At 45.0% G+C, this 24,922-nt stretch carries 24 protein-coding genes and 1 pseudogene; 18 read left to right on the top strand and 7 right to left on the bottom strand.

Annotation, left to right across the window (positions count from 1 at the left end; all coding sequences use genetic code 11):
* Positions 1–764: IS3 family transposase (locus tag NBH16_RS01145; protein WP_250787981.1), on the top strand; the 764-nt coding region annotated here is incomplete at its 5' end.
* A 392-nt stretch (positions 765–1,156) separates the two neighbouring features.
* Here the strand turns inward: NBH16_RS01145 and NBH16_RS01150 are convergent.
* Both NBH16_RS01150 and NBH16_RS01155 read right to left on the bottom strand, forming a co-directional pair.
* On the bottom strand, positions 1,157–1,762 hold the full coding sequence (locus NBH16_RS01150) for an OmpH/Skp family outer membrane protein (protein ID WP_005854413.1): 606 nt from the start codon (positions 1,760–1,762) through the stop codon (positions 1,157–1,159).
* 25 nt (positions 1,763–1,787) lie between these two features.
* Positions 1,788–2,006 carry a hypothetical protein gene (locus tag NBH16_RS01155; protein WP_005854411.1) on the bottom strand — a complete coding sequence of 73 codons (219 nt, stop codon included), beginning with the start codon at positions 2,004–2,006 and terminating at the stop codon, positions 1,788–1,790.
* A 147-nt stretch (positions 2,007–2,153) separates the two neighbouring features.
* Between NBH16_RS01155 and NBH16_RS01160 the strand changes: the two genes are divergently transcribed.
* From NBH16_RS01160 to NBH16_RS01180, 5 genes are all read left to right on the top strand, one after another.
* Complete coding sequence (locus NBH16_RS01160; protein ID WP_005854410.1) at positions 2,154–3,611, top strand: aminoacyl-histidine dipeptidase; 1,458 nt, start codon at positions 2,154–2,156, stop codon at positions 3,609–3,611.
* A gap of 150 nt (positions 3,612–3,761) precedes the next feature.
* Positions 3,762–5,249, top strand: a complete 1,488-nt coding sequence (locus tag NBH16_RS01165; protein WP_011966688.1) for a hypothetical protein — start codon at positions 3,762–3,764, stop codon at positions 5,247–5,249.
* A 39-nt stretch (positions 5,250–5,288) separates the two neighbouring features.
* Entirely contained in the window at positions 5,289–6,323 is a 1,035-nt protein-coding gene (locus tag NBH16_RS01170) for an endonuclease/exonuclease/phosphatase family protein (RefSeq protein WP_044545015.1), read from the top strand.
* A gap of 66 nt (positions 6,324–6,389) precedes the next feature.
* The gene (locus NBH16_RS01175) at positions 6,390–8,078 is read left to right on the top strand and encodes a M23 family metallopeptidase (RefSeq protein ID WP_057327243.1); all 1,689 of its coding nucleotides are present in this window, start codon (positions 6,390–6,392) and stop codon (positions 8,076–8,078) included.
* 134 nt (positions 8,079–8,212) lie between these two features.
* The gene (locus NBH16_RS01180) at positions 8,213–9,961 is read left to right on the top strand and encodes a phospho-sugar mutase (protein WP_008780043.1); all 1,749 of its coding nucleotides are present in this window, start codon (positions 8,213–8,215) and stop codon (positions 9,959–9,961) included.
* Between the two features lie 62 nt (positions 9,962–10,023).
* Here the strand turns inward: NBH16_RS01180 and cdd are convergent, their stop codons facing one another.
* Positions 10,024–10,500 carry a cytidine deaminase gene (gene cdd / locus NBH16_RS01185; protein ID WP_057327242.1) on the bottom strand — a complete coding sequence of 159 codons (477 nt, stop codon included), beginning with the start codon at positions 10,498–10,500 and terminating at the stop codon, positions 10,024–10,026.
* A 125-nt stretch (positions 10,501–10,625) separates the two neighbouring features.
* Here cdd and NBH16_RS01190 point away from each other — a divergent pair, with 125 nt between their 5' ends.
* The 8 genes from NBH16_RS01190 (at position 10,626) to lpxA (ending at position 18,874) form a co-directional block, all read left to right on the top strand.
* A complete protein-coding gene (locus NBH16_RS01190) occupies positions 10,626–11,357 on the top strand; it encodes a class I SAM-dependent methyltransferase (RefSeq protein ID WP_005864356.1) in 732 nt (243 codons plus the stop codon).
* Between the two features lie 73 nt (positions 11,358–11,430).
* The gene (locus NBH16_RS01195; RefSeq protein WP_005864355.1) at positions 11,431–12,339 is read left to right on the top strand and encodes a glucosaminidase domain-containing protein; all 909 of its coding nucleotides are present in this window, start codon (positions 11,431–11,433) and stop codon (positions 12,337–12,339) included.
* A gap of 46 nt (positions 12,340–12,385) precedes the next feature.
* On the top strand, positions 12,386–13,552 hold the full coding sequence (locus NBH16_RS01200) for an AIR synthase related protein (RefSeq protein ID WP_005864354.1): 1,167 nt from the start codon (positions 12,386–12,388) through the stop codon (positions 13,550–13,552).
* 9 nt (positions 13,553–13,561) lie between these two features.
* Entirely contained in the window at positions 13,562–14,671 is a 1,110-nt protein-coding gene (gene prfA / locus NBH16_RS01205; RefSeq protein ID WP_005854384.1) for a peptide chain release factor 1, read from the top strand.
* Positions 14,672–14,703: 32 nt separating this feature from the next.
* The gene (gene pyrF / locus NBH16_RS01210; RefSeq protein WP_005854382.1) at positions 14,704–15,546 is read left to right on the top strand and encodes an orotidine-5'-phosphate decarboxylase; all 843 of its coding nucleotides are present in this window, start codon (positions 14,704–14,706) and stop codon (positions 15,544–15,546) included.
* A gap of 89 nt (positions 15,547–15,635) precedes the next feature.
* Positions 15,636–16,679 (top strand): UDP-3-O-(3-hydroxymyristoyl)glucosamine N-acyltransferase, encoded by a 1,044-nt coding sequence (lpxD, locus tag NBH16_RS01215; protein WP_005854380.1) that lies wholly within the window; start codon positions 15,636–15,638, stop codon positions 16,677–16,679.
* A gap of 6 nt (positions 16,680–16,685) precedes the next feature.
* Positions 16,686–18,071, top strand: coding sequence for a bifunctional UDP-3-O-[3-hydroxymyristoyl] N-acetylglucosamine deacetylase/3-hydroxyacyl-ACP dehydratase (locus NBH16_RS01220; RefSeq protein WP_005854379.1), 1,386 nt, complete (start codon positions 16,686–16,688; stop codon positions 18,069–18,071).
* A gap of 17 nt (positions 18,072–18,088) precedes the next feature.
* Positions 18,089–18,874, top strand: coding sequence for an acyl-ACP--UDP-N-acetylglucosamine O-acyltransferase (gene lpxA, locus NBH16_RS01225; protein ID WP_250787983.1), 786 nt, complete (start codon positions 18,089–18,091; stop codon positions 18,872–18,874).
* A 101-nt stretch (positions 18,875–18,975) separates the two neighbouring features.
* Here the strand turns inward: lpxA and NBH16_RS01230 are convergent.
* Both NBH16_RS01230 and NBH16_RS23260 read right to left on the bottom strand, forming a co-directional pair.
* A pseudogene (locus tag NBH16_RS01230) lies at positions 18,976–19,832 on the bottom strand (PD-(D/E)XK nuclease family transposase).
* Between the two features lie 121 nt (positions 19,833–19,953).
* Positions 19,954–20,079, bottom strand: a complete 126-nt coding sequence (locus NBH16_RS23260) for a hypothetical protein (RefSeq protein WP_255352131.1) — start codon at positions 20,077–20,079, stop codon at positions 19,954–19,956.
* Between the two features lie 72 nt (positions 20,080–20,151).
* Between NBH16_RS23260 and NBH16_RS01235 the strand changes: the two genes are divergently transcribed.
* Complete coding sequence (locus NBH16_RS01235; protein WP_005854369.1) at positions 20,152–20,712, top strand: IS1096 element passenger TnpR family protein; 561 nt, start codon at positions 20,152–20,154, stop codon at positions 20,710–20,712.
* Positions 20,712–21,611, top strand: a complete 900-nt coding sequence (miaA, locus tag NBH16_RS01240) for a tRNA (adenosine(37)-N6)-dimethylallyltransferase MiaA (protein WP_011966695.1) — start codon at positions 20,712–20,714, stop codon at positions 21,609–21,611. The genes NBH16_RS01235 and miaA overlap by 1 nt, the downstream gene beginning before the upstream one ends.
* A 127-nt stretch (positions 21,612–21,738) precedes the next feature.
* Here the strand turns inward: miaA and NBH16_RS01245 are convergent, their stop codons facing one another.
* Positions 21,739–22,110 (bottom strand): DMT family protein, encoded by a 372-nt coding sequence (locus NBH16_RS01245; protein ID WP_005854365.1) that lies wholly within the window; start codon positions 22,108–22,110, stop codon positions 21,739–21,741.
* A 1-nt stretch (position 22,111) separates the two neighbouring features.
* Entirely contained in the window at positions 22,112–22,858 is a 747-nt protein-coding gene (locus tag NBH16_RS01250; protein WP_121962638.1) for a tRNA 2-thiocytidine biosynthesis TtcA family protein, read from the bottom strand.
* 111 nt (positions 22,859–22,969) lie between these two features.
* Here NBH16_RS01250 and NBH16_RS01255 point away from each other — a divergent pair, with 111 nt between their 5' ends.
* Positions 22,970–24,418 (top strand): tetratricopeptide repeat protein, encoded by a 1,449-nt coding sequence (locus NBH16_RS01255; protein WP_121962639.1) that lies wholly within the window; start codon positions 22,970–22,972, stop codon positions 24,416–24,418.
* 8 nt (positions 24,419–24,426) lie between these two features.
* Positions 24,427–24,915 (top strand): NfeD family protein, encoded by a 489-nt coding sequence (locus NBH16_RS01260; protein ID WP_009275728.1) that lies wholly within the window; start codon positions 24,427–24,429, stop codon positions 24,913–24,915.
* Positions 24,916–24,922 lie beyond the last annotated feature (7 nt).

The following is a 24,922-nucleotide window of genomic DNA, read 5'->3' on the forward strand; positions in this document are numbered from 1 at the left end:
AACGCATGCGCAGGGAATTGTCAGAGAAAGAGATACTTGACACCGTGAGGGATATCCGGCATGAGGCTCCGGGCATCGGGGCGTACAAGCTGTACCTGATGCTCAAGGAACTCTATCCGGACGAGATGCGTGGCCGGGACTGGTTCTACGGGCTGATGCACGAGTCACACCTGATGCTGAAGCCCGGGAAGCGCCGTCACACGACAAGCTCCAACCATCCTTACAGGAAGTACAAGAACATGATCAAGGGATTGACCGTCAACAGGATCAACCAATTGTGGGTGGCCGACATCACCTATATCGACACCGATGAGGGCGTGGCCTACCTGCATCTCCTGACGGACGCGTTCACGCATGAGATCATAGGCTGGGTCCTTTCCGACAGCCTAGTCGCCTCCAATACCGTGACGGCTCTGGACATGGGTATCTCGCACGTGTCACCCCTAGGGTTCGATGGACTGATCCACCACTCCGACCGCGGCGTTCAATATTGTTGTAATCAATATATTGATCGTCTACAGGCCATTAAAGCCACGATCAGCATGACGGAGGACTACAAGCCTACCGACAACGCGATCGCCGAGCGGGTCAACGGCATCATCAAGCAGGAATGGCTCTACAGGATGAAACGCCCCCCGGACGTGGTGGTCGCAAGGGATTTGTTGGCGAGGATCATAGACTTCTACAACAATAGGAGACCGCATAGGAGCAACAGGGACATGCTCCCACCTGTCAGGTTCCGAGAAGCTCTGACTTGTATGTGATCGCTCAATGGAGGCTTTGCGCCTCCAGCCGCGAGGCTTCCTCCGCAGTGGTTTTTTCATGGTTGTTTTGCATGGAAAAAGAAAAACGGTATTTTTGCCGCTGTGAACCGGTTCAGGAAACAACTTTCAACCCTGTGAAGTTTTTCAGGAGAAGCTTCTCTAAGATGTGAAGTACCTTAGAAAATAACAGTAAAATCTGTGAAGTAAATTTAGGCATAGTCACAGTGCTACTGACCCGACCGATGAATATATACTGACCAGGCCAACGCAGTATATATTACTTTGCAGATACAGTATATCTTCTATAAAAAATCCCCGGTAAGTACCGTTAAAAAAGGGTGTATCAAACGTTCCTTTGATACACCCTTTCTTTTATAAATTCTATTAATAGCTTACTTGGCCGGAGAGGAATAATTCTTATTCAAGTATTCCAGCAATTCGCCTGTGATATCATAGGAATCGCCAGCCAAAAGGATATTATCTCCTACCGTATTGCTGAATACCACTTGATAGCCTCTACCCAGATTGAAAGCCTTCAATTGAGAAACAACCGTATCGCGTAATTGCTCGTTCAACTTCTGCTGCTCTTGCATCAACTCTTGAGCCAATTGGTTATCTAAGTTCTGCAACTCTTGTTGCTTATTCAATAAACGTTGTTGCTCTTGCTCCGCCCTCTCACGGGTAAGGAAAGCGTTATTTTCTACCTTACGCTGGAAATCTTGCATCTCGCCTTGTAAACTACGGGCTTTCTGGGTGATGTTAGCACGGGAATTCTCTTGTTTCTTCAAGATGATCTCGTTCAGATCCTTGGAATAATTGTAATTAAGTAACAGGGAATCCACATTTACATAAGCGATCGGAAGTAAGGCCGTTGTGTCTCCCGCTGACGCGAATGTTCTTGTTACGCTTGATTCTTTCTTGCCGGAAAATTGCATAATATACAAGATTACGACAGCCACCGCTAGCACACCGTTAATAACGTAGTTAATGTTCTTCATAAAGTGCAATTTAAATCTTATTTTTTTATTCTTTTATTTCGTTCATGATGTCATAGAGTCCCTTTTGCTTCACCGCCATACGATCCATGGTCTTCGCACAAAATATACCTTTCTTACCCAACGCCCTGTTTCCTTCGATATGCGTATTCGGGAACCTTCCTCCCTTTTTCAACAGCACTTTTATCGATAGCAACACGACACTGATAACAAGAATTATGACCGTAAATAATAACGTTGTAAGCATTTTCTCTATATTTGTGGACGCAAATATAAGAGTTTAAGTGATTACTAAGTGTCTTTTTGGCATTTTATTCTACTTTTTTTCGAACTAAGCTCTTTCAGTTGCGGTTTTATTAACTTTAGAGTAACATCTATAATACATTGTAACATTATGAAGATTACTGATTTAAAGCCTACTATCGTATGGAAGTTCTTCCATCAAGTAACCCAAGTGCCTCGCCCCTCAAAAAAGGAAGGCAAAATGATTGAATTCCTAGAATCATTCGCGAAAGAGTACAAAATAGCTATCAAGAAAGATGAAGCCGGCAACCTTTTAATGTCAAAGCCTGCCACTCCGGGAATGGAGGATCGTCCGGTAGTCGTATTGCAGTCTCACATGGATATGGTTTGCGAGAAAAATAACGGTACGAAACACGATTTCGACAATGATCCGATCGAGACGATCGTCGACGGCGAATGGCTGCGTGCCAACGGCACTACTTTGGGAGCCGATAATGGTATCGGTGTAGCGGCCGAGTTGGCTTTGCTTGCCTCCGATGATATCCAACACGGTCCGATCGAATGTTTGTTCACAGTAGACGAAGAAACAGGTTTGACCGGAGCGAAAGCCTTGAAAGAAGGTTTCATGACCGGAGATATCTTGTTAAATCTCGATAGCGAGGACGAGGGAGAGATCTTTATGGGTTGCGCCGGAGGTAAAGACACACAAGCGACTTTCCATTATGAGCCAGTTCCTACGTCCGATAAGATGCAGTATTTCCGTATCGATGTGAAAGGGTTGAATGGCGGTCACTCCGGTGGCGAGATCCACAAAGGATTAGGCAATGCCAACAAGATATTGGTTCGTTTCTTATTCTTATTGAAAAAGAAATATGATTTCGTTCTTTGCTCTATCGATGGAGGAAACTTACGTAACGCAATCGCTCGCGAGGCACACGCCGTGATCGGCTTGCATCCGGAAAATAAGGAGGATGTACGTATCTTGCTGAACCATTTCGCCGCCGACGTTGAAAATGAGTTGAAACATGTAGACCCGAGCGTTCAGTTAGCGATGGAGTCCACGGATCGTCCGGAGTATCATATCGACAATGCCACCGCCGAGAAATTAATCTACGCCTTGCACGCTTGTCCGCACGGCGTAATCGGTATGAGCCACGATATAGAAGGCTTGGTAGAGACTTCTACCAACCTTGCTTCCATAAAGATGAAAGAAGGCAATACGATCTTGATCGGTACCAGCCAGCGTAGCTCTATCGAATCATGCAAGATCGCTATCGCCAATACGGTAGCCTCCACGTTCCTATTGGCTGGAGCAGATGTAAAACATGGCGATGGCTATCCGGGATGGGCCCCGAACCCCGACTCTAAGATCTTGAAGATCGCACAGGAGACTTACAAACGCCTATTCAACAAAGACGCCAAGATCATGGCCATCCACGCCGGATTAGAGTGCGGTTTGTTCTTGGAAAAATATCCGAAACTGGATATGATCTCTTTCGGGCCTACTTTGCGTGACGTACATTCACCCAACGAGCGTATCGAGATCGCTACGGTCGGTTTATGGTGGAGCCACCTTCTTGAATTATTAAAGAGCATCCCCGCAAAATAAACCAACGTTTTTTGCGTTATAAGAAGAGGAAAGACACGATAACCGTGTCTATCCTCTTTTTTTATGTTAATGTCTTGCAACTTTTTTATGATAATTTTGTTTATCTATTAAAACAAGAACACAAGATATTTACAGTTAACATTTACGAAAATGAAAAGATTAACGATAACGCTATTTATACTCGCAACGCTTCTGTTGAACATGCTTCCGGCATGCGACGGTTTGGATGATCATTATTCCACCAACCCGACTTACCGGCTAAGCTTCTCGACAGACACGCTCGCTTTTGATACGATCTTCAGTACGATCGGTTCTACCACCCGTCAATTTATGATCTACAATAAAAATAGTGAACCTCTGAGCATTGAGTCCATCATGCTGGCCAGTGGAGAGGCTACCGGCTTCCGCATGAATGTGGATGGACGCAAAGGTAGCTCATTTAATAATGTAGGGATACTCGCCAACGACAGCATGTATGTATTCGTGGAAGTAACGGTCGATCCGAATGGTGGCAATCAACCTCTGTTGATACAGGATTCCGTACTTTTCACCGTGAATGGCATCCGTCAATCCGTATTATTGGAAGCCTATGGGCAGGATGTTAATCTTTACAAAGGCGGTGTTACGATTACAAAAGATTCTATCCTCACGGCCAATCGTCCTTACTTGATCTACGATAGTTTGGTTATCGCTAAAGGGGTTTCATTGAATATCGAGAAGGGGGCTACTTTCTATATGCATGATAAAGCGAGCCTGATCGTTCACGGCTCCATGAACGCTTTAGGCACCTTGGATGAGCCTATCACTTTCCGAGGCGATCGTTTGGATTATATACTAAATGATATATTACCGTATGACCGGACTCCCGGGCAATGGGGAGGCATTACCTTTAAGGCGGATAGCTACGGGAATGTCTGGGATAATGTAATCGTACGTAATGGTACCTCCGGTGTATATTGCGAGCTTTCCACCCCGGACCGCCCAAAGATCAAGATAAACAACTCACAGATCACGAATATGGGGAGCGATCTATTCTTCGCCATCAATTGTGATGTTATCGCTACAAATACGGAATTCAGCAATGCCGGAGGAAGTGTACTCACTTTAGTCGGTGGTAAATATTACTTCGCTCACTGTACGATGGCTAATTACATGAGTTTAACCAAAAGGGAAATGGCCAGCGAGACTGTTCCTTTGGATAGTAAATGCCTATACTTGCTCAATAACGTAACAGTAGACGGAAATGGCCCGTATCCTATCACGCAAGCTTATTTTGACAATTGCACTATCGATGGAAGTTACGATGTCGAATTAAAAGCAGATGGCAGTACAGATTTCGATTATCGGTTCAATCACTGTGCGCTTAAAGCCAAAGAATCCTCCAGCGATCACTTCAAGGAGGTCTTGTTTATCAAAAAGACTCCTTCCTATCGGAAAGTAGGAGGCAAGCAAAATAAATACACCTATGATTTCCGGCCAGATTCCGTATCGACTACCGGAGTCGGAAAAGCAGATCCCGAGATAACGAAGAATTATCCGATCGATCGTTACGGTGTCAACCGGCTAACCAGTTCGAACGGCCCGACCATAGGAGCCTACGAGTTTGTTCAGGAAGAGACCGAAGATTCAAACCAATAAGAATACATTACATATTAACAATTAATCAAAGCTTTAACTATGAAGATTTTTATGTTTTTTCTTTTATTCTTTGCCTCCCCTCCGTTATTTGCCCAAGCTACGTTCAAGGTCATGACCTATAATGTGGAGAACTTTTTCGACACAAGGGATAATCCAACCAAGAATGACGATGAATTTCTACCTTCCGGCAACCGGTACTGGACACAAAGCCGCTACTATCATAAGCTACAACAAATAGCGAAAGTAATAAGCGCTGCCGGGGAATGGAGCACACCGGCCTTAATAGCTCTTTGCGAAGTCGAGAACGACTCCGTCCTGTCTCATCTTACCCGTCGCACACCGCTCCGCTGGCAGGATTACCGATATATTATCACTCAAAGCCCCGATCCCAGAGGTATTAATGTCGCTCTTCTTTATCAACGAGATCAATTCTTTTATTTACGACATGAATCCATTCCAATTCGTTTTTCCGGGAACAAACACAAATTAACCCGAGATATCCTACACGTATATGGAAAGATCATAACAGGCGATACCTTAGATGTTTTCGTGTGTCATTTCCCCTCCCGCTACGGAGGAGAAAAAGAAAGTGAAAAGGATCGTTTTGACGCGGCCCGCACTTTACGGGGATCTAGCGATTCCCTGTTACTGATACGAGAAAAGCCGCAGATACTCATTATGGGAGACTTCAATGATACCCCTCAAGACAGAAGTATTTCCGAGATATTCGCTGCCCAAGCCTTTCCTGAAAATACGCAGATCACAGATTCCACATCTTGTACCTATTATAATTTGTTCGCAAGCCCCCATATAACTCAATTCCCGGGTAGTCATAAATACCAAGGCGAATGGAGCCAACTCGATCAAATAATCGTAAACCGGGATCTCATCACGCAAGAGTCTTCCATGCATATCATTCCGGAAAGCATCCACATATTCGCTCCTGATTTTTTATTGACTAAAGATAAAACATGGCGGGGGGTACGTCCTTTTCGAACCTATTACGGCTTTAAATATGAGGGCGGTTTTAGTGACCACCTGCCATTAGTCATCGATTTCCAAATATGCCCGTAAAAACACGTACGTGTTTTCCATAGACACAAAAAACACTATCTTTGTATCACAAAATACGTAATACCTATGAATATTAGATCCATATATCTAGCCGGTCTATTCGCGATCATCGGCTCCCACATAATCAACACAAACGCCCAGCAACTTAGGAATCCTTTCGATTTCCCGATCTTACTGAGCGGAAATTTCGGTGAGTTAAGAAGTAATCATTTCCATTCCGGAATAGACTTCAAGACACAAGGGGTAGAAGGTAAACCCGTACATACGGTACAAGAAGGATACGTATCACGTATATCCGTAAGTCCATGGGGCTACGGTAACGGGCTTTACATCACACACCCGGATGGAACGACCACCGTATACGGCCATCTACAAAAATTCTCGAAGAAAATAGCGAATTATGTAAAAGAGCAACAATACGCACAAGAAAGTTTCAATGTAAATCTCTTCCTTACGCCGGATTTGCTTCCTGTCGAGAAAAATGAAGTCGTAGCGTTAAGTGGCAATACCGGAAGTTCTGGTGGGCCTCATCTCCATTTTGAGGTACGAGACACCGATACCGAGGAAGTCATGGACCCCTTGGATTATTTCTCGGATCGGATAACCGATACCCGTCCTCCTAAAATCCAAGGAATACAGATCGTCCCCATCGAAGGAAAAGGCGTAGTAAACGGCAAAAGCAAGAAGCTTGAGATAAAACCCGTCACGGCGAAAAACGGGAAACAGACAATCACTGGAAAAATCGAGGCATGGGGAGAAATAGGGCTCGCTGTAAAAGCCTATGATTATATGGATAATACGACTAACATTTATGGCGTACGAGAAATCACGCTCACGGCAGACAGCCAAGTGATTTTCCATAGTAATCTTGATAAGTTCGCATTTGACGAGACCCGTTATCTGAACACATTCACAGATTACGAAGAATGGAAAGATCATCGCTCTTTCTATATGCGTAGTTTCATCGAGCCGGGAAACCGTCTACGCTTCCTTGAAAGCGTAAACCGGGGAATCTTGCGTATAGATGAACCTCGTACCTATCATTTGACGTATACACTTGCTGACGCTTTCGGCAATGCCACCCGTTTATCCATCTGGATCGAGGGAAAGAAACAAGAGATCCCCCAGATCGATACGACTCATACAGAATTATTCCATTGGGGTAGCGAGAATAGGTTCGGCGCTAAAGGCATCCGTCTCGTCATGCCTAAAGGTAATCTATATAATGACCTCTACTTCCGCTATTCGGTGAAAGAAGATAGTACCTCATTATCAGCCACCCACATATTGCACGATAAGCCAATCCCTTTGCATGGAACGGCCCAGTTATCACTATTCTTGCAAAGCGATACGCTTGAGAATAAACAACAATATGGTGTGGTTCGCTTACAAAACGGACGTGCCTCTTGGATGGGCGGTACATACCGTAATGGCTGGATCGACGCAAATATCAAGGAATTGGGCCGTTATAAGATACAACAAGATACAAAGGCTCCGGTTATCACGCCGATCAACCAACAGACGTGGGTCAGCAAACAGAACTTCATATTCCGTTTGTCCGATAACTTAAGCGGGGTACAAACCTACCGGGGAGAAATAGACGGGCAGTTTGTCTTATTCGAGATGAATAATAAATCGGTTATTACCTATCGCTTCGATAAAGAAAGACTGCAAAGAGGTAAGCACGAACTTAAATTAATCGTAACGGATGCTTGCGGAAATGAGTCGATTTATACACATCCGTTTACTTGGTAGGACGATTTATCGTATTTTTTAGGCAAAATATAAGTCCTTTGATTGCTTTACTTTAAGAAATTCGTATATTTGTTTCTTGTATATTTATCGTATTGAGTAGATTGCTCAACAATAAACACAATAATATTATAAACATGGAAAACAACGACTTATTAGAAATGGTAAGAAGTAAGGCACAAGGATGGCTTACGAAAAGTTATGATGCGGAAACTCGTGCTCAAGTTCAAGCGTTACTTGACAACGAAGATCCTACTGAGTTAATCGAGTGTTTTTATAAAGACCTAGAATTCGGAACAGGTGGATTGCGCGGAATCATGGGGGTAGGTTCAAATCGTATGAATATATATACAGTTGGCGCGGCTACCCAAGGTTTATCCAACTATCTGAAAAAGGAATTCGCGGATTTAGAACAGATAAAGGTTGTCATCGGCCACGATTGCCGTAACAACAGCCGTAAGTTCGCGGAAATATCAGCCGATATCTTCTCCGCTAACGGTATCAAGGTTTATTTATTCGAAGACCTGCGTCCGACTCCGGAAATGTCATTCGCTATCCGTAAACTGGGATGCCAGAGCGGTATCATCTTGACGGCTTCTCACAATCCGAAAGAATACAACGGATACAAGGCTTATTGGGATGATGGCGCACAAATGATCGCCCCGCACGATAAGAATACGATCGCCGAGGTTAACAAGATCCGTAACGCTAGCGAGATTAAATTCAAAGGAAATAAAGAATTGATCGAGATCATCGGACAAGCGATCGATGATGAATATATCAAGGAATTAACAACGATTTCTTTGTCTCCGGAGGCTATTTCCCGCCATAAGGATATGAAGATCGTATACACTCCGATCCACGGAACTGGTGTTAAATTGGTTCCTGCCGCTTTGAAAGCTTATGGATTCACGAACATTATCCATGTACCGGAACAAGATGTTGTTAGCGGTGATTTCCCGACGGTTATCTCTCCGAACCCGGAAGAGCCGGCTGCTTTAGCTATGGCTGTAGAGAAAGCAAAAGAGACTGACGCTGAATTGGTAATGGCTTCCGATCCGGACGCAGACCGTGTAGGTGCCGCCGTTAAGAATAACGAAGGCGAATGGGTACTTTTGAATGGTAACCAAACCGCTTTGATGTTCGTTTACTATTTAATCACTCGCTGGAAAGAGTTAGGTAAGATCAATGGTAAAGAATATATCGTAAAGACAATCGTTACGACAGAGACGATCAAGACAATCGCCGAGCGTAATGGCGTAGAAATGTACGATGTTTATACAGGCTTCAAATGGATCGCTAACGTTATGCGTGAGAACGAAGGCAAGAAAAACTATATTGGTGGTGGCGAGGAAAGCTACGGATTCCTTTGCGAGGATTTCGTCCGCGATAAAGACGCTGTCTCCGCTTGCGTTATCTTAGCCGAGATCGCAGCTTGGGCAAAAGATCAAGGTTTGAGTTTGTATCAATTGCTTCAGAAGATTTACGTGGAATACGGCTTCTCTAAGGAGAAAGGTATCTCTGTCGTGAAGAAAGGCAAGAGTGGAGCGGAGGAGATCGAGGCTATGATGAAAAAGTTCCGTGAGAACCCGTTGACAGAGATCGCAGGCTCTAAGGTAACTTATTTCTACGATTATTCTACATTGAAAGGTAAGGACTATGCGGAGAACGAAACCGTTACATTAGATATGCCTACTACCTCTAATGTGCTTCAATACTTCACGGAAGATAATACAAAAGTATCTATCCGTCCTTCCGGAACAGAACCGAAGATCAAATTCTATTGCGAGGTTCACTCCAAGGTAAAGAGTATCGATGAATTGCCGGAGGCAGAGAAAGCGGCAGAAGAAAAGATCAATCAGATCAAGGCTTCTTTAGGGATCTAATCGAACTTAATTATTACATATAGAGGCAAGGGCGAGAATCGTTCTTGCCTCTTTTTATTCTATCAGATCAAATCAGACTTACTGAAACAAAACGGCAACAAGGCCGTCGCACTCGGAACGAGATACGCTTCCTCTTTTCCACAAAGAAGGACTTTCATAGGTTTGTTATAACGTTGCTCGGTTTCCGACATCACTTGCCGGCAGGCACCACAAGGCGTGATAAGATCCACACGTTCCCCATCCTTCATAGCCGCAATCGCCAAAATCTGAACTGCCGCATCCGGATAACGTGCTCCCGCATAAAATAAGGTGGTCCGCTCCGCGCAAAGCCCAGACGGATAGGCTGCGTTTTCCTGATTATTTCCGGAAAGTATCTCCCCATTCTCCAATAGAACCGCCGCTCCCACATGAAACTTGGAATAAGGAGCATAAGCTTTTTTCGAGGCTTCAAAAGCGGCCTCGTACAATTGCCTATATATATTGTCCAATTCTCCTACCGCATAGACCTCTACCCGGGTCTCTAATTTCAATTCTTTCATTTTCTTGATTGTTTTAATGTTTTGAAAGAAACATAACTATAATTCTTATAGGCTATAAATATAAAAAGAATATATTAATTTCGCACTCACATCATAGAATATACCTTAATATAGAACAAAGACATATGCATTCAATGCTTCTTACATCCGATAAAGACCCGATGGGCGCCGCTATCATCGATTATCTCGCACATGGAAAAGCGAGCAAACTCCGTGTATTCTCCTCCATGTTCGATGAAGATGAGATTCCCGTGAATCAATTATTCCGGACTTTCCAAGAAATGCCCTCCTTGGAACAGAAAGCCCTTCAACTCAGTACAGGTAAAATATTGGATGTTGGTGCCGGAAGTGGATGCCACACCTTGGCTTTACAGGAAATGGGTAAAGAGGTTACCGCTATCGACATATCCCCTCTTTCCATAGAGGCCATGAACAAACGGGGCGTAAAAGACGCCCGCTTACAGAATTTTTTTGACAGGAGCTTAACCGGACCATTCGATACCATTCTTCTCTTAATGAACGGTTCCGGGATTATCGGTAAACTGGAAAATCTCCCGGCTTTCTTTCACCGCTTAAAAGAGGTTCTAGCCCGGGACGGACAGCTTTTACTTGACTCTAGCGACTTAAGTTATTTATTTGAAGATGAAGACGGGAATCTGGATATCGCCCCCGAGGATGATTATTTCGGAGAGATCGATTTCCGCATGCAATATAAAAGTATCAAAGGGGATTCATTTGATTGGTTATATATAGATTTCAACACGCTGAATCTATACGCAAGGCAAGCCGGCTTTAAAGCGGAAAAAATAGAAGATGGGGAGCATTACGATTATCTAGCCCGTATCTCCTATTTTTAACCCATCAATTCCCAGTAGATATGTATTTTCTTTTATATATTTGTCCGGTAAAATCGGATCGAAAAGAACAGTTATGCGTTTATCCCTTCATTTTTTAGGTATATTATTATTGTCCCTCGCCTGTTTAAGCGCAGGGGCAGAAAGCCAGCGGAAGCTGACTTCCTATCAAAAATACATCAGTAAATACAGTGATTTGGCGATTCAACACCAAAAGAAATATCGCATTCCGGCAAGTATCACCTTAGCGCAAGGATTACTGGAATCCGGAGCTGGGCAAAGCGACTTGGCCAGACGCTCCAACAATCACTTCGGTATCAAATGCCATTCGGACTGGCGAGGCGGCAGGGTCTATCACGACGACGACCTGCGGGGAGAGTGCTTCCGGAAATACAAACGAGTAGAGGATTCTTATGATGACCATTCCCGCTTCCTCGCCGAACGCTCCCGCTACGAACGCCTGTTCAAATTAAACATCAAGGATTACAAAGGCTGGGCCAAAGGACTACAAAAATGCGGTTACGCCACCGATCGTGCTTACGCAAATAAATTAATCAAGGTTATCGAAGATTATGAGTTATACCGCTTTGACTCCGGTAAGGGAACAAAGAAGACCTCTACCAAGAAGCAAAATCTTCCGGTGTTCAATTATCAAGTCTATCGTACCCACGGTTTGATCTATGTATACGCTAAGGATAACGACAGTTTCGACCAGATCGCCCGAAGCATGGGATTCAAGGCCAAGCAGTTGATGAAATTCAACGAGGTGCCCGAGGACTTCCCGTTGCAGGAAGGCGATATCGTATATCTGGAAAAGAAAAAGAAGAAAGCGGACAAGCCGAATTACGACCACGTGGTACAAGTCGGAGAGTCTATGCACAGTATCGCACAGATGTACGGAATCCAGATCAAGAGTCTGTATAAAATGAATAAAAAAGACAAAGATTACATCCCGGAGGAAGGAGATGTCTTAAAACTTAGATAAGTAACATAAAAAAGTATTACCTTTGCGGTTCAAATAATATAGTACAATGAGTGATCAACGTTATAACCTGCGAGGCGTTTCCGCTTCAAAAGAAGATGTTCACAACGCAATAAAGAACATCGATAAGGGAATTTTTCCGAAAGCGTTCTGTAAGATCATCCCCGATATCTTAGGCGGTGATCCTGAATATTGTAATATTATGCATGCGGATGGTGCCGGTACCAAATCGTCCTTGGCGTATATGTACTGGAAAGAGACCGGAGATCTTTCGGTGTGGAAAGGTATCGCCCAAGACGCTCTTATCATGAATATCGACGACCTGCTTTGTGTAGGTGCCGTAGACAATATCTTGGTCTCTTCTACAATTGGACGTAACAAGCTGTTGGTTCCGGGCGAGGTGATATCGGCGATCATCAATGGAACAGATGAGTTGCTGGCAGAGTTACGTGAGATGGGCGTTGGTTGCTATGCGACAGGTGGCGAGACCGCAGACGTTGGCGACTTAGTTCGTACCATCATCGTAGATAGTACGGTCACTTGCCGCATGAAACGTTCGGACGTAATCGACAATAAGAATATCCAAGGAGGAGACGTGATCGTAGGTCTGGCATCTTCCGGACAAGCCACTTACGAGAAAGAATACAATGGAGGTATGGGTAGCAATGGTTTGACCTCTGCCCGCCATGATGTCTTCTCCAAGTATTTAGCGCAGAAATATCCGGAAAGCTACGATGCCGCCGTTCCCGAAGAATTGGTTTACTCCGGAGGATTGAAACTTACGGATAAGATCGAGGAATTAGGGATAGACGCCGGAAAGATGGTGCTTTCGCCGACACGTACCTATGCGCCGGTAATTAAGGTATTGCTTGATAAACTACGCTCTCAAATCCATGGCATGGTACATTGTTCGGGAGGGGCTCAGACAAAAGTTATGCACTTCGTAGAGAACAAGCGTGTAACCAAGGACAATCTCTTCCCTATCCCACCGTTATTCCGCACGATTCAGGAGCAGAGCGGTACGGACTGGAGCGAGATGTACAAGGTATTCAATATGGGACACCGGATGGAGATCTACATCGCTCCCGAGCATGCGGAAGAAGTAATCAGCATCTCAAAAAGCTTTGGTATTGATGCGCAAATCGTGGGTTTCGTAGAGGAAGCTGATAAAAATGAATTGATTATCGAAAGCGAGAAAGGTCGCTTCACCTATTAATAAAGATAAATGGCCGAAAATAGTTTACTTGGTAAATTAGACGGATTAGTGAGCCGTTTCGAGGAAGTCGGTACGCTTATTACCGACCCGGCGGTGATCGCCGACATGAAACGGTTCGTAAAACTGAACAAAGAGTACCGTGATTTGGAGAAAATCGTGGGAGCTCGTTCGGAATACGTGAAAGTATTGAACGGGATCGAGGAAGCGAAAGCCTTGCTTGAGTCCGAGCAAGATCCGGAAATGCGGGAAATGGCCCGTGAGGAGCTGGATACCTGCAACGAACGTATTCCCGCTTTGGAAGAAGAGATAAAATTATTGCTCGTTCCCGCTGATCCGCAAGACGACAAGAACGCGATCGTTGAGATACGAGGAGGAACGGGAGGTGACGAAGCCGCCCTTTTCGCCGGTGATCTATATCGTATGTACGTGAAGTATTGCGAACTGAAGGGATGGAAAATAAGCGTGTCTAGCTTTAGCGAAGGCTCATCCGGCGGTTTTAAGGAAATCATCTTCACGGTATCGGGCGAGAAAGTATACGGAACGTTGAAGTATGAGTCCGGTGTACACCGTGTACAGCGTGTACCGGCTACGGAGACGCAAGGACGTGTACATACCTCCGCCGCCACGGTCGCCGTATTGCCTGAGGCGGATGAATTTGATGTTGAGATTAATGAAGGGGAGATTAAATGGGATACCTTCCGCTCCGGTGGTGCCGGTGGTCAGAATGTAAACAAGGTGGAATCAGGTGTCCGTCTGCGTTATGTCTGGAAGAACCCCATTACAGGTGTGAGTGAGGAAATCTTGATCGAATGTACGGAGACACGAGACCAACCGAAGAACAAAGAAAGGGCGCTTACCCGTCTTCGTTCGTTTATTTATGACAAGGAACACCAGAAATACCTAGACGATATCGCCAGCAAGCGTAAGACCATGGTATCTACCGGTGACCGCTCCGCGAAGATCCGTACTTATAATTACCCGCAAGGGCGTATCACGGATCACCGTATCAATTACACGATCTATAATCTTTCAGCCTTTATGGACGGTGAAATTCAAGATTGCTTGGATCACCTGATCGTAGCGGAGAACGCTGAGCGATTGAAAGAGTCTGAATTGTAAACACATCCAATCATTTCATACTGAATAAGAAAATGAACAAACAACAACTATTCGAGAATATAAAAAAGAAACAATCCTTCCTTTGTGTCGGATTAGATACAGATATAAAAAAGATCCCGCAGCATCTATTGTCGGAAGAAGATCCTATTTTCGCGTTCAATAAAGCGATCATCGACGCTACCGCCGATTATTGCGTCGCTTACAAGCCGAATCTGGCTTTTTACGAAAGCCTCGGCACAAAGGGTATGATGGCTTTTGAGAAGACTGTGGCTTACTTACGGGAGAATTATCCCGATCAATTTATCATCGCCGACGCGAAACGCGGTGATATCGGAAATACCTCCGAGATGTATGCCCGTTCTTTCTTCGATCATATCAAGGTAGATGCCGTAACGGTCGCTCCCTATATGGGCGAGGATAGCGTAAAACCATTCTTGATCTACCCGGAGGCTTGGGTAATCTTATTGGCCTTGACCTCCAATAAAGGCTCACATGATTTTCAAATGACGGAAGACGCAAATGGTGAACGTCTTTTCGAGAAAGTACTAAAGAAATCGCAAGAATGGGCTAACGATGAGCAAATGATGTATGTAGTGGGCGCTACCCAAGGCAAGATGTTCCTTGATATCCGTAAACAGGCCCCGAATCATTTCTTGTTAGTTCCGGGCGTAGGCGCTCAAGGTGGAAGCTTGGCGGAAGTAGCTCAATACGGGATGAACGACCAATGCGGTCTTTTGGTAAATTCTTCCCGTGCGATTATTTACGCGGATAAGACGGAGGCTTTCGCCAACGTAGCCCGTGAGGCGGCACATGCCGTACAGAAAGAAATGGCCGGTTATCTACATGATAAGGGAATTATTCCCTGCAAAGCATAGGCTATATAAAGAATTTTCACCATTTTTGCAAACTAACTGTCTATAAACAGCGGACAGTCAACGAAGATACATATATAATTGAATAAGTAATGGAGTTTTCAGCCCAACAAATTGCCGGCTTCCTGAACGGAACGATTGAAGGAGATCCGAACGTTAAAGTCAGCAACTTCTCTAAAATAGAAGAAGGAAAGCCAGGTACATTGACCTTTTTGGCGAATCTTAAATATGCGCATCATATTTATAATACCGAGGCAAGCATTGTTTTGGTGAATAATGATTTCAAACCGGAACAACCGATAAGAGCCACACTTGTAAAAGTAGAGAACGCTTATGCGGCGCTCGCGATGTTATTAAATTTGGTAGAGCAATCGAAGAGCAAAAAGAAGGGGGTTGATTCTACCGCTTTTATCGCCGCTTCCGCGATCGTGAGCGACGATTGTTATGTCGGTAACTTCGCCTACATCGGAGAAGGCGTAAAAATGGGTAAGAACTGTATGGTATACCCGCACGCTTATATCGGTGATCACGTGACGGTAGGAGATAACTGCGTATTCTATCCGCATGCCACCGTTTACGAGAATTGTATAATCGGCAATAATTGTATCCTTCATGCCGGTAGCGTAGTCGGGGCTGACGGTTTCGGATTCGCTCCCGAAGGTGAGACTTACAAGAAAATCCCGCAATTAGGCAACGTTATTATCGAGGATGATGTAGAGATCGGAGCCAATACGACAATTGACCGTGCGGTGATGGATTCTACGATCATTCACCGAGGCGTTAAGCTGGACAATCTCGTACAAATCGCTCATAACGTGGAGGTAGGCGAGAATACCGTGATGGCGGCGCAAGTCGGCATCGCCGGTTCCGTAAAAGTAGGAAAGCATTGTATGTTTGGCGGACAAGTTGGTTTGGCCGGACATATCCATGTGGCGGACCACGTCGTATTCGGAGCTCAGGCTGGCGTTATCAGCGACGTGAAGGAAGCGACGACATTGCTCGGGGCGCCGGCGATCAACGCTAAGAACTTCATGCGTTCCAGCGCGATCTTCAACCGTCTTCCGGATATATACCGCTCGCTGGGGCAAATGCAACGGGAGATCGAACAACTCAAGAAAGAAATTAATAAACAATAAAGACCTATGCAAAAACAGAAAACGCTTGCGGCAAGTTTCTCCTTGAAAGGAAAAGGGTTGCATACCGGATTAGATATAGAGATTACGTTTAATCCCGCACCCGAGAACCATGGATACAAGATCAAACGTGTCGATATGGAAGGCCAACCGACGATTGACGCCTTGGCCGAGAACGTGGTTAATACACAACGGGGTACGGTGCTTAGCAAGAATGGCGTTCAAGTAAGTACGATCGAGCACGCGATGGCGGCTTTATACGCTTATGAGATCGATAACTGCTTGATCGAGGTAAACGCACCCGAGTTTCCGATCCTAGACGGAAGTTCTCGCTTCTTCTCCGAGGAAATCCAAAAGACAGGGGTTGTTGAGCAAAACGCTCCGAAGGATTATTATATCGTAAAGCACAAGATCGAGGTAAAAGATGAGGAAACCGGTTCTTCGTTGATCATCCTTCCGGATGATAAGTTCAGCGTGAACGTATTGATCTCATTCGATTCGCCCGTGCTTTCCAACCAATTCGCCACGTTGAACGATCTCAGCGAATTCCCGACAGAATTGGCGGCTTCACGTACGTTCGTATTCGTACGCGAAGTGGAGATGTTGCTCAACAATAACTTGATCAAGGGTGGCGATTTAGACAATGCGATCGTTATCTACGACCAGAAGATACCGCAAGAATCTTTGGACAAATTGGCGGATATGCTGAACATCCCTCACAAGAACGTGCAGGAATTAGGTTATATCAATAACAAGCCGCTTGTATTCGATAACGAACCGGCACGTCATAAATTGATCGACGTGATCGGAGATATCGCCTTGATCGGTAAGCCGATCCGCGGACGTGTGATCGCTACCCGTCCGGGACATAAGATCAATAACCAGTTAGCTCGTATGATCCGCAAGGATATCAAGATGAACGAGGTGCAAGCCCCGGTATACGATCCGAACCGTGAGCCGGTGATGGATATCAACCGTATCCGTGAATTATTGCCGCACCGCTATCCGTTCTTATTGGTTGACAAGATCATCGAGGTTGGCGGGAACTATATCGTAGGCGTAAAGAACATCACGACCAACGAACCGTTCTTCCAAGGGCATTTCCCTCAGGAGCCGGTCATGCCGGGAGTCCTGCAGGTTGAGGCTATGGCACAAACAGGTGGTTTGCTAGTCTTGAATTCCGTAGATGAGCCAGAGCGCTATTCTACCTACTTCATGAAAATAGATGGCGTGAAATTCCGCCAAAAAGTCGTTCCGGGCGATACGTTGATCTTACGTCTGGAATTATTGGCACCGATCCGTCGCGGGATCTCTACCATGAAAGGGTATGTATTCGTTGGTGATAAATTGGTTAGTGAAGCCGAGTTCATGGCTCAGATTGTAAAAAACAAATAATAAGATAAAGTACGATAATGAATATATCTCCTCTAGCAGTCGTTCATCCAGAGGCCCAGATCGGCCAGAATGTAACTATCGATCCGTTTGCCGTGATTGAGAAAGATGTCGTAATCGGTGATAATTGCCATATATATTCTCACGCCGTTATCTTGGATGGCGCACGGATTGGTAAAAATTGCAATATTTTCCCGGGAGCGGTCGTTGCCGGTATCCCTCAAGACATGAAATTCGCGGGGGAAACCACGACGGCGGAAATCGGAGATAACACGACGCTTCGCGAATGCGTGACGATCAACCGGGGTACCGCTTCCAAAGGTAAGACCGTGGTAGGTCGCAATTGCTTAATCATGGCTTATTCGCACGTGGCCCATGATTGCGTCTTAAAAGACCATATTATCATCGGTAACGCTTCGCAAATCGCCGGGGAGGTAGAGATTGATGATTTCGCTATCGTAAGCGGAGGTTCCTTGGTGCATCAGTTCACGCGTATATCCAAGCACGTGATGGTACAAGGCGGTTCTCGTATCGGAAAAGATATCCCTCCTTATACCTTGATCGGCCGTGATCCGATCGTTTATTGCGGTATCAATATCGTAGGTTTACGTCGCCGGGGATTCACGAATCAGCAGGTATTCTTGATTCAAGACATCTATCGCACGCTGTATACCCGAGGCTTGAATAATACGGAGGCGCTGAAAGTGATCGAGACCGAGTACGAGCCTAGCGAGGAACGGGATTTGATCCTCAATTTCATCAAGTCTTCCAGCCGGGGTATCGTAAGAGGTTCGATCGACGAATAAGCGACACGGACATCCGAACAACCAAAAACAAATCGGCGCAAATCCGCATCTTACGATGAGGGGTTTGCGCCGATTCGCTATTTATGTCGCCAAAAGGTTATTTATAGGGTAATTCCCGTGATCTGCCGGATCATTTCAAGATCGATCCCCATAGCTTTCATCTTCTTGGCGTTTTCTAGATTCGCTTCTGCCTTACCTTTCGCCTCGCCTTCCGCCAGTCCTTCCATATGTCCTTCCATATGTCCTTCCATACGTCCCTCAAGCTTCGCCGAATCCAACACGTCATTTTGTATCATGACCGCATTCAAGTGTTCGTCATAAGCGTGTCTGTCCTCAGGAGTCATGGAGTAGTATTTTAATTTTTCTCGAGCTTCGCCTAATCCCGGAGCCATGGTGCCGGGACGGATCGTTCTGTCCTTAAGGTAGTTCATCCATTCCTCTAAGGGAGTGACGGCTACCTTATCGAACTCGTTGACCCGTATAAGTATGTATTCGGGGAAAATCTCGGAAGGTAGCCGGGAAACAATCGCATTCCTCTCTTTCGTGTTGACTACCAATTGATCCTTGGTATGTACGCCGATGAAATGATTCTGCCCGTGATAAAGGTAGTCCTCGCCCAGTGATATGTACTCGGTTATGGTTTTCGCCACGCCATAGAGTACCTGTTCGAGATAATATAGCTTGCGAATATTTTGTATTTTCACGATGATGATCTCGCCCTTGTCGTTAAGCGCCTTGGCGTACACCCTGTTGAACTTGTCATCCTCATGACAGTTGATTACCCTCGCTCTCCAGCAGCTCCACGATGGTAATCTTCTCTCCAAGAAAAAACCGTGAGAAAACCCTCCAGCACACCGAAGTTGGCTTTTTGCCGGAGCAGTCTCTTGATCGCCCAATCGAAACGTATGTATCGGTCTTTTAATTCTTTTATGCGTTGATCCTCCTTTTTTTTATCCATAGTTGATAGGTTTTAAGTTACGGCCCAATAGCGGGCGGTGCCATAAAGATATGTCATTTCGGGCGAAAGACAAAAGATTGATATCTGATACTGTGATTTTTATTATTTACCCATATTACAATTACCTATTCAAGGTGACAACTGCCGCTAATATCTCAGCCGCAGATTCCGTCTCTTTGACGAAGGTTGAAGACGAAGCTACGACGGTCGCCTCAGATACAGGGATCAGACGCGCACCCTCTTTCATTATTTATAGCGACGTATATTGGGTATATCCATATTTTTACTACTTTTGAGGCAATAATAAAACTAAACAACTATGCTATTTAGATTTCTAATCCTATCAGATGAAGCAGATGACTTCAAGCGCGAGATCAAGATTGATTCCGAGTCTACTTTCTTGGATTTGCAAAACGCCATCCTCGACTCTGTAGGTTATACAAAGGATCAAATGACCTCTTTCTTCATATGTGACGATGACTGGAGTAAAAAGACAGAGATCACATTAGTGGAGATGGATACCTCTTCCGAGGAAGACAGCTATGTCATGGCCGATACTCAACTGGAAGAATTGTTGGAAGACGAGCACCAAAAACTACTTTTCGTTTTCGATTATATGACCGAACGTGCCTTCTTCATGGAACTTCGTGAGATCGTTCCGGGAAAAGACTTGGATGCTCCTATTTGCAGCAAATCGGTAGGTACGCCTCCCGCCCAAATAGTTTCTTTCGATGAGTTCGAGGCTAAGAACGGTAGCACGGACGTAGGAGAAGATTTTTACGGTGACTCCGAATACGATATGGACGAATTAGACAAAAGCGGCTTCGACGGTTTAGGCGAAGGTCCGATGGATAATCCTTACGACGACGAGCGCTTTTGATGAATTCCCTCGTTATATTACTTGGGCCGACAGGAGTCGGAAAGACCGAGTTAAGCCTCCAAGTGGCGGAACGTTTCGGCTCTCCGATTATCTCTTCCGACTCCCGTCAGCTCTATAAAGACCTTCCGATCGGCACGGCTGCCCCTACACCGGAACAAATGGCACGTGTCAAGCATTATATGGTAGGCACTCTCTCACTTACCGATTATTACAGCGCCAGCAACTTCGAGGAAGATGTGGTCTCCCTCCTATCCGAATTACATAAAACGATCCCGACCGTCGTAATGACCGGAGGCTCTATGATGTACATCGACGCCGTATGTAAAGGTATTGACGATATCCCGACGGTTACACCGGAGATCCGGGATGCCCTATACATGCAATTTGAAACCGAGGGACTAGCCCCTATCCTCGCTGAATTAAAAGAAGCAGACCCCGTTCATTACGAGGAAGTGGACCGGAATAATTATAAACGAGTGATCCATGCCGTAGAGATTTGCCGGATGACAGGCAAGCCTTACTCCTCCTTCCGCACGAACATTAAGAAAGAGCGTCCGTTCCGGATCATCAAAGTAGGGCTTAATAGAGATCGTGACGAATTATGCGACCGCATCAACCAACGTGTAGATCAAATGATGAGCGAAGGATTATTGGAAGAGGCTCGCCGGGCTTATCCCTTCCGTCATTTGAATTCCTTGAACACAGTAGGTTATAAAGAATTATTCAATTACTTCAGCGGAGAATGGACATTAGACCTCGCCGTGGAGAAAATCAAAAGAAACTCCCGGGTCTACGCCCGGAAGCAAATGACTTGGTTTAAACGGGACCCAGAAATAACATGGTTCCATCCGGATGAGACCGAAGCTATATTTACACATCTGAGCCAACAGATCATATAGCGTTTTAACAATGCCCATTATAAGGTGCTTACAATGGGCTTTATAAACATGCTTGAATAGGCATTGTAAGCATCTTACAATAGGCATCAAGGTTTTCCGCTGATTATCAAAGCCAAACGCAACGACTTTATTTCTTGAAAACCAGATAAACCGCCGCTACCAAGAATACGAAAGCAAGCGCATGGTTCCATTTAAACGACTCCCCCTTAAAAGCGATGGTACTGAAGGCCACGAATACCACCAACGTAATCACCTCTTGGATCACTTTCAATTGAATCAAGTTGAACGGTCCCCCGTTATCCCGGAAACCGATGCGATTCGCCGGTACTTGGAAACAATACTCAAAAAAAGCGAGAAACCAACTAAACAGGATTACGCCAAACAAAGGAAGATGCTCAAACCAACTGAATTGTTGCTTCATCTTCAAATGACCATACCAAGCGCATGTCATAAAAATATTAGACACGATCAACAATAAAATCGTATAAACACTTTGCATATTATCTTATTTTTCGAGGTAAATAATCTTCTTGTATATTCGTCATGCTCCCCCAAAGGCTGTAACGGGCCTCCGGATTGATCGCTTCCAGACTTTTCAGCAGCTCTTTCATATCCGAACGACTGGAACCCGACTCATAAGGACAGTTCTTCAATTGTTTCCGGTACCCTTTCCATGCGGCGACCTGAATCAACTCCCTCTCTTCCACCAGACACATCGGACGGATAATCTCCATATCAAACTTATCCATTTTCAACCGGGGAGGCATTGTTCCGAAAGCCCCTTGGTGGGTCAGGTTCATCACCAGTGTCTCTAGGATATCATCTTGATGATGCCCTAGCGCAATCTTATTGCATTTATGCGCCTTAGCGATCTCAAACAAAGCTTTCCGGCGAGTCCAAGAGCATAAAAAGCAGGGGGATTTGCGAGTGTCCGTAGAAGGATCGAAACTTGTCTCATGGACAATGAAAGGCAAATCATGCTCCTCCGCACAACTTCTAAGATATTCCCGATCCGAACAATAAGGGATATTCGTCATCACGATATGCGCTACCACGACCTCAAACCGAGGACAATAGATTTTCGACCTGCGCCCCAGTAAATCCACCAAGGCCAAGGAATCTTTTCCTCCGGACAACCCGACCAAGATCCGGTCGCCATCATTGATCAAGCCATAGTCGAAAATCGCCTTCTTTACCTTATCCTCTATCTTACGAAACAAACGTTCGTCCGCTGTCAATTTTGCCATATCTTTTCTTTACGGGCGCAAAATTATACATTTATCTTTTCGATTTGTATGCCTCTACAAAAATATTCTTATCTTTGAAACTGCATAACTATATAATCTAGAATAGACAAAATGAAACGGTTATCCAAAAAGCTGCTTTATACGCTAGGAGTTACACTCCTATGCGGAGGAATGCAACTACATGCGCAAAGTCTTGATCAGGCAAAAAAATTATATAACGACGGGAAATACGCAGAAGCCAAACCTGTGTTCGAGAAACTAGTGAAACAAGCGCCAAGCAATGCCTCTTATAATCAATGGTATGGTGTTTGCTGTTTCGAGTCCGGAGATTTAGCAGGAGCGGAGAAACATCTTAAGGTCGCCGTAAAGCGTAGGGTACAAGACGCTTATCGATACCTTGGAGAAGTATACTACCAGACCTATCGTTTTGACGAAGCCGAGGAGATGTTCGACGAATACATCACCCTCCTAACAAAAAAGAAACAAGATGTGGAGCCTTACCAGATCCGTATGGACTTGGCGAACAAAGCAAGCCGTATGCTTGATAAGGTAGAGAATGTCCAGATTATCGATAGCTTGGTCGTTGATAAAGATGATTTCTTATCAGCCTATACCTTAAGCGAGGAAAGCGGTACGTTGACCACTTACCAAGATTTCTTCCAGACTAACGATCCGGGCAACTCATCGGTATACATGAACCAGAAGGGGGATAAGATTTATTACGCCCACTCGACAGACGGTAACCACAATTGTCTTTTTACCCAATCCAAGCTCATGGATCAATGGGGAGACGAGAAACAGTTACCGATGAATATCAATAGTGACGCCGACGATGGGTATCCATTCGTGCTATCCGATGGCGTAACGATTTATTACGCATCCAAAGGGAACGGCTCTCTGGGCGGATATGATTTATTCGTCACTCGTTACAACATCAATTCCGATACTTATCTTACACCGGAGCAATTGGGCATGCCCTATAACTCCCCGTTTAACGATTATATGATGGTGATCGACGAAGCCAAGCAATTGGGATGGTTCGTTTCCGATCGTTATCAACCGGAAGGAAAAGTCTGCGTATACTTATTCATCCCGAATGACAACCGCGAGCGAGTAGATAGCGAGGATGTCGAACTAAAACGTGCCCGGGCCTCTATTGCCTCGATCAAGGATTCATGGAAACCCGGATCGAATTACGAAGAGCTTATTCATTTAGCCCATACCGAGATTCCTTATGGACGTATAGAAATAAAGAAAGATTTCACGTTCCCGATCCATGATGATATCGTTTATTACACCTTGGACGATATCCAAAGTCCGGAAGCGAAGAACTACTACGAGAAAGTAGTTTCCATCCATAAACAGATCAAGGAGTTAAATGAGAAACTAGAGAGCTTACGAGCCAGCTACATCAAAGGGAACAAGGCGAAGCGAGAACAACTGAAGCCTACGATTCTTGATGCGGAAGAAAAGTTAAACAACCTGCTCGGCCAACCGGACGAATGGGAGAAAAAGGCACGTAACGCAGAGATCGTATACCTAAGAAACAACCATAAATAAGAAGAACTATGCTACTGGACATAGCCATCATCGTCTTCCTCATGGTAGCGGCCATCCTACTGATACTGGCAGAGATATTCCTTCTTCCGGGAATAACACTCGCGGGTATAGGCGGGGCTATTTTCGCTATCGGCGGAGTCGTTTTCGCTTATACGGTAGGTATATGGGTAGGGCATCTGACTTTATCCTTATCAATCATTACATTCGGAATAATCTTCGCTTGGTTATTGCGTTCCCGGTCTTTTAACAAGATCGCTTTAAAGACAGATATCGATTCCAAGCTGACATCCAGCAGGGATCTCGGAATAGAACCCGGAGACGAGGGGATCACGCTCTCACGCTTAGCCCCTATCGGCAAGGCCCGGATTAAAGGTATTAACGTGGAAGCGAAATCTCAAGACGAATTAATCGATGAGAACACGCCGATCGTAGTGATCAGGGTAGACAGTTACAACGTAATTGTCCGTCCTAAAGAAGAAACAAATATTCACGCTTAATTTTTTA

The sequence above is a fragment of the Parabacteroides sp. Y3-G-102 genome (assembly GCF_023656845.1).
Taxonomy (GTDB): domain Bacteria; phylum Bacteroidota; class Bacteroidia; order Bacteroidales; family Tannerellaceae; genus Parabacteroides; species Parabacteroides distasonis.

Coding starts and splice junctions, on each gene's coding strand:
- NBH16_RS01150 (WP_005854413.1), bottom strand. CDS start 1,762: ATGAAGAACATTAACTACGTTATTAACGGTGTGCTAGCGGTGGCTGTC.
- NBH16_RS01155 (WP_005854411.1), bottom strand. CDS start 2,006: ATGCTTACAACGTTATTATTTACGGTCATAATTCTTGTTATCAGTGTC.
- NBH16_RS01160 (WP_005854410.1), top strand. CDS start 2,154: ATGAAGATTACTGATTTAAAGCCTACTATCGTATGGAAGTTCTTCCAT.
- NBH16_RS01165 (WP_011966688.1), top strand. CDS start 3,762: ATGAAAAGATTAACGATAACGCTATTTATACTCGCAACGCTTCTGTTG.
- NBH16_RS01170 (WP_044545015.1), top strand. CDS start 5,289: ATGAAGATTTTTATGTTTTTTCTTTTATTCTTTGCCTCCCCTCCGTTA.
- NBH16_RS01175 (WP_057327243.1), top strand. CDS start 6,390: ATGAATATTAGATCCATATATCTAGCCGGTCTATTCGCGATCATCGGC.
- NBH16_RS01180 (WP_008780043.1), top strand. CDS start 8,213: ATGGAAAACAACGACTTATTAGAAATGGTAAGAAGTAAGGCACAAGGA.
- cdd (WP_057327242.1), bottom strand. CDS start 10,500: ATGAAAGAATTGAAATTAGAGACCCGGGTAGAGGTCTATGCGGTAGGA.
- NBH16_RS01190 (WP_005864356.1), top strand. CDS start 10,626: ATGCATTCAATGCTTCTTACATCCGATAAAGACCCGATGGGCGCCGCT.
- NBH16_RS01195 (WP_005864355.1), top strand. CDS start 11,431: ATGCGTTTATCCCTTCATTTTTTAGGTATATTATTATTGTCCCTCGCC.
- NBH16_RS01200 (WP_005864354.1), top strand. CDS start 12,386: ATGAGTGATCAACGTTATAACCTGCGAGGCGTTTCCGCTTCAAAAGAA.
- prfA (WP_005854384.1), top strand. CDS start 13,562: ATGGCCGAAAATAGTTTACTTGGTAAATTAGACGGATTAGTGAGCCGT.
- pyrF (WP_005854382.1), top strand. CDS start 14,704: ATGAACAAACAACAACTATTCGAGAATATAAAAAAGAAACAATCCTTC.
- lpxD (WP_005854380.1), top strand. CDS start 15,636: ATGGAGTTTTCAGCCCAACAAATTGCCGGCTTCCTGAACGGAACGATT.
- NBH16_RS01220 (WP_005854379.1), top strand. CDS start 16,686: ATGCAAAAACAGAAAACGCTTGCGGCAAGTTTCTCCTTGAAAGGAAAA.
- lpxA (WP_250787983.1), top strand. CDS start 18,089: ATGAATATATCTCCTCTAGCAGTCGTTCATCCAGAGGCCCAGATCGGC.
- NBH16_RS23260 (WP_255352131.1), bottom strand. CDS start 20,079: ATGAAAGAGGGTGCGCGTCTGATCCCTGTATCTGAGGCGACCGTCGTA.
- NBH16_RS01235 (WP_005854369.1), top strand. CDS start 20,152: ATGCTATTTAGATTTCTAATCCTATCAGATGAAGCAGATGACTTCAAG.
- miaA (WP_011966695.1), top strand. CDS start 20,712: ATGAATTCCCTCGTTATATTACTTGGGCCGACAGGAGTCGGAAAGACC.
- NBH16_RS01245 (WP_005854365.1), bottom strand. CDS start 22,110: ATGCAAAGTGTTTATACGATTTTATTGTTGATCGTGTCTAATATTTTT.
- NBH16_RS01250 (WP_121962638.1), bottom strand. CDS start 22,858: ATGGCAAAATTGACAGCGGACGAACGTTTGTTTCGTAAGATAGAGGAT.
- NBH16_RS01255 (WP_121962639.1), top strand. CDS start 22,970: ATGAAACGGTTATCCAAAAAGCTGCTTTATACGCTAGGAGTTACACTC.
- NBH16_RS01260 (WP_009275728.1), top strand. CDS start 24,427: ATGCTACTGGACATAGCCATCATCGTCTTCCTCATGGTAGCGGCCATC.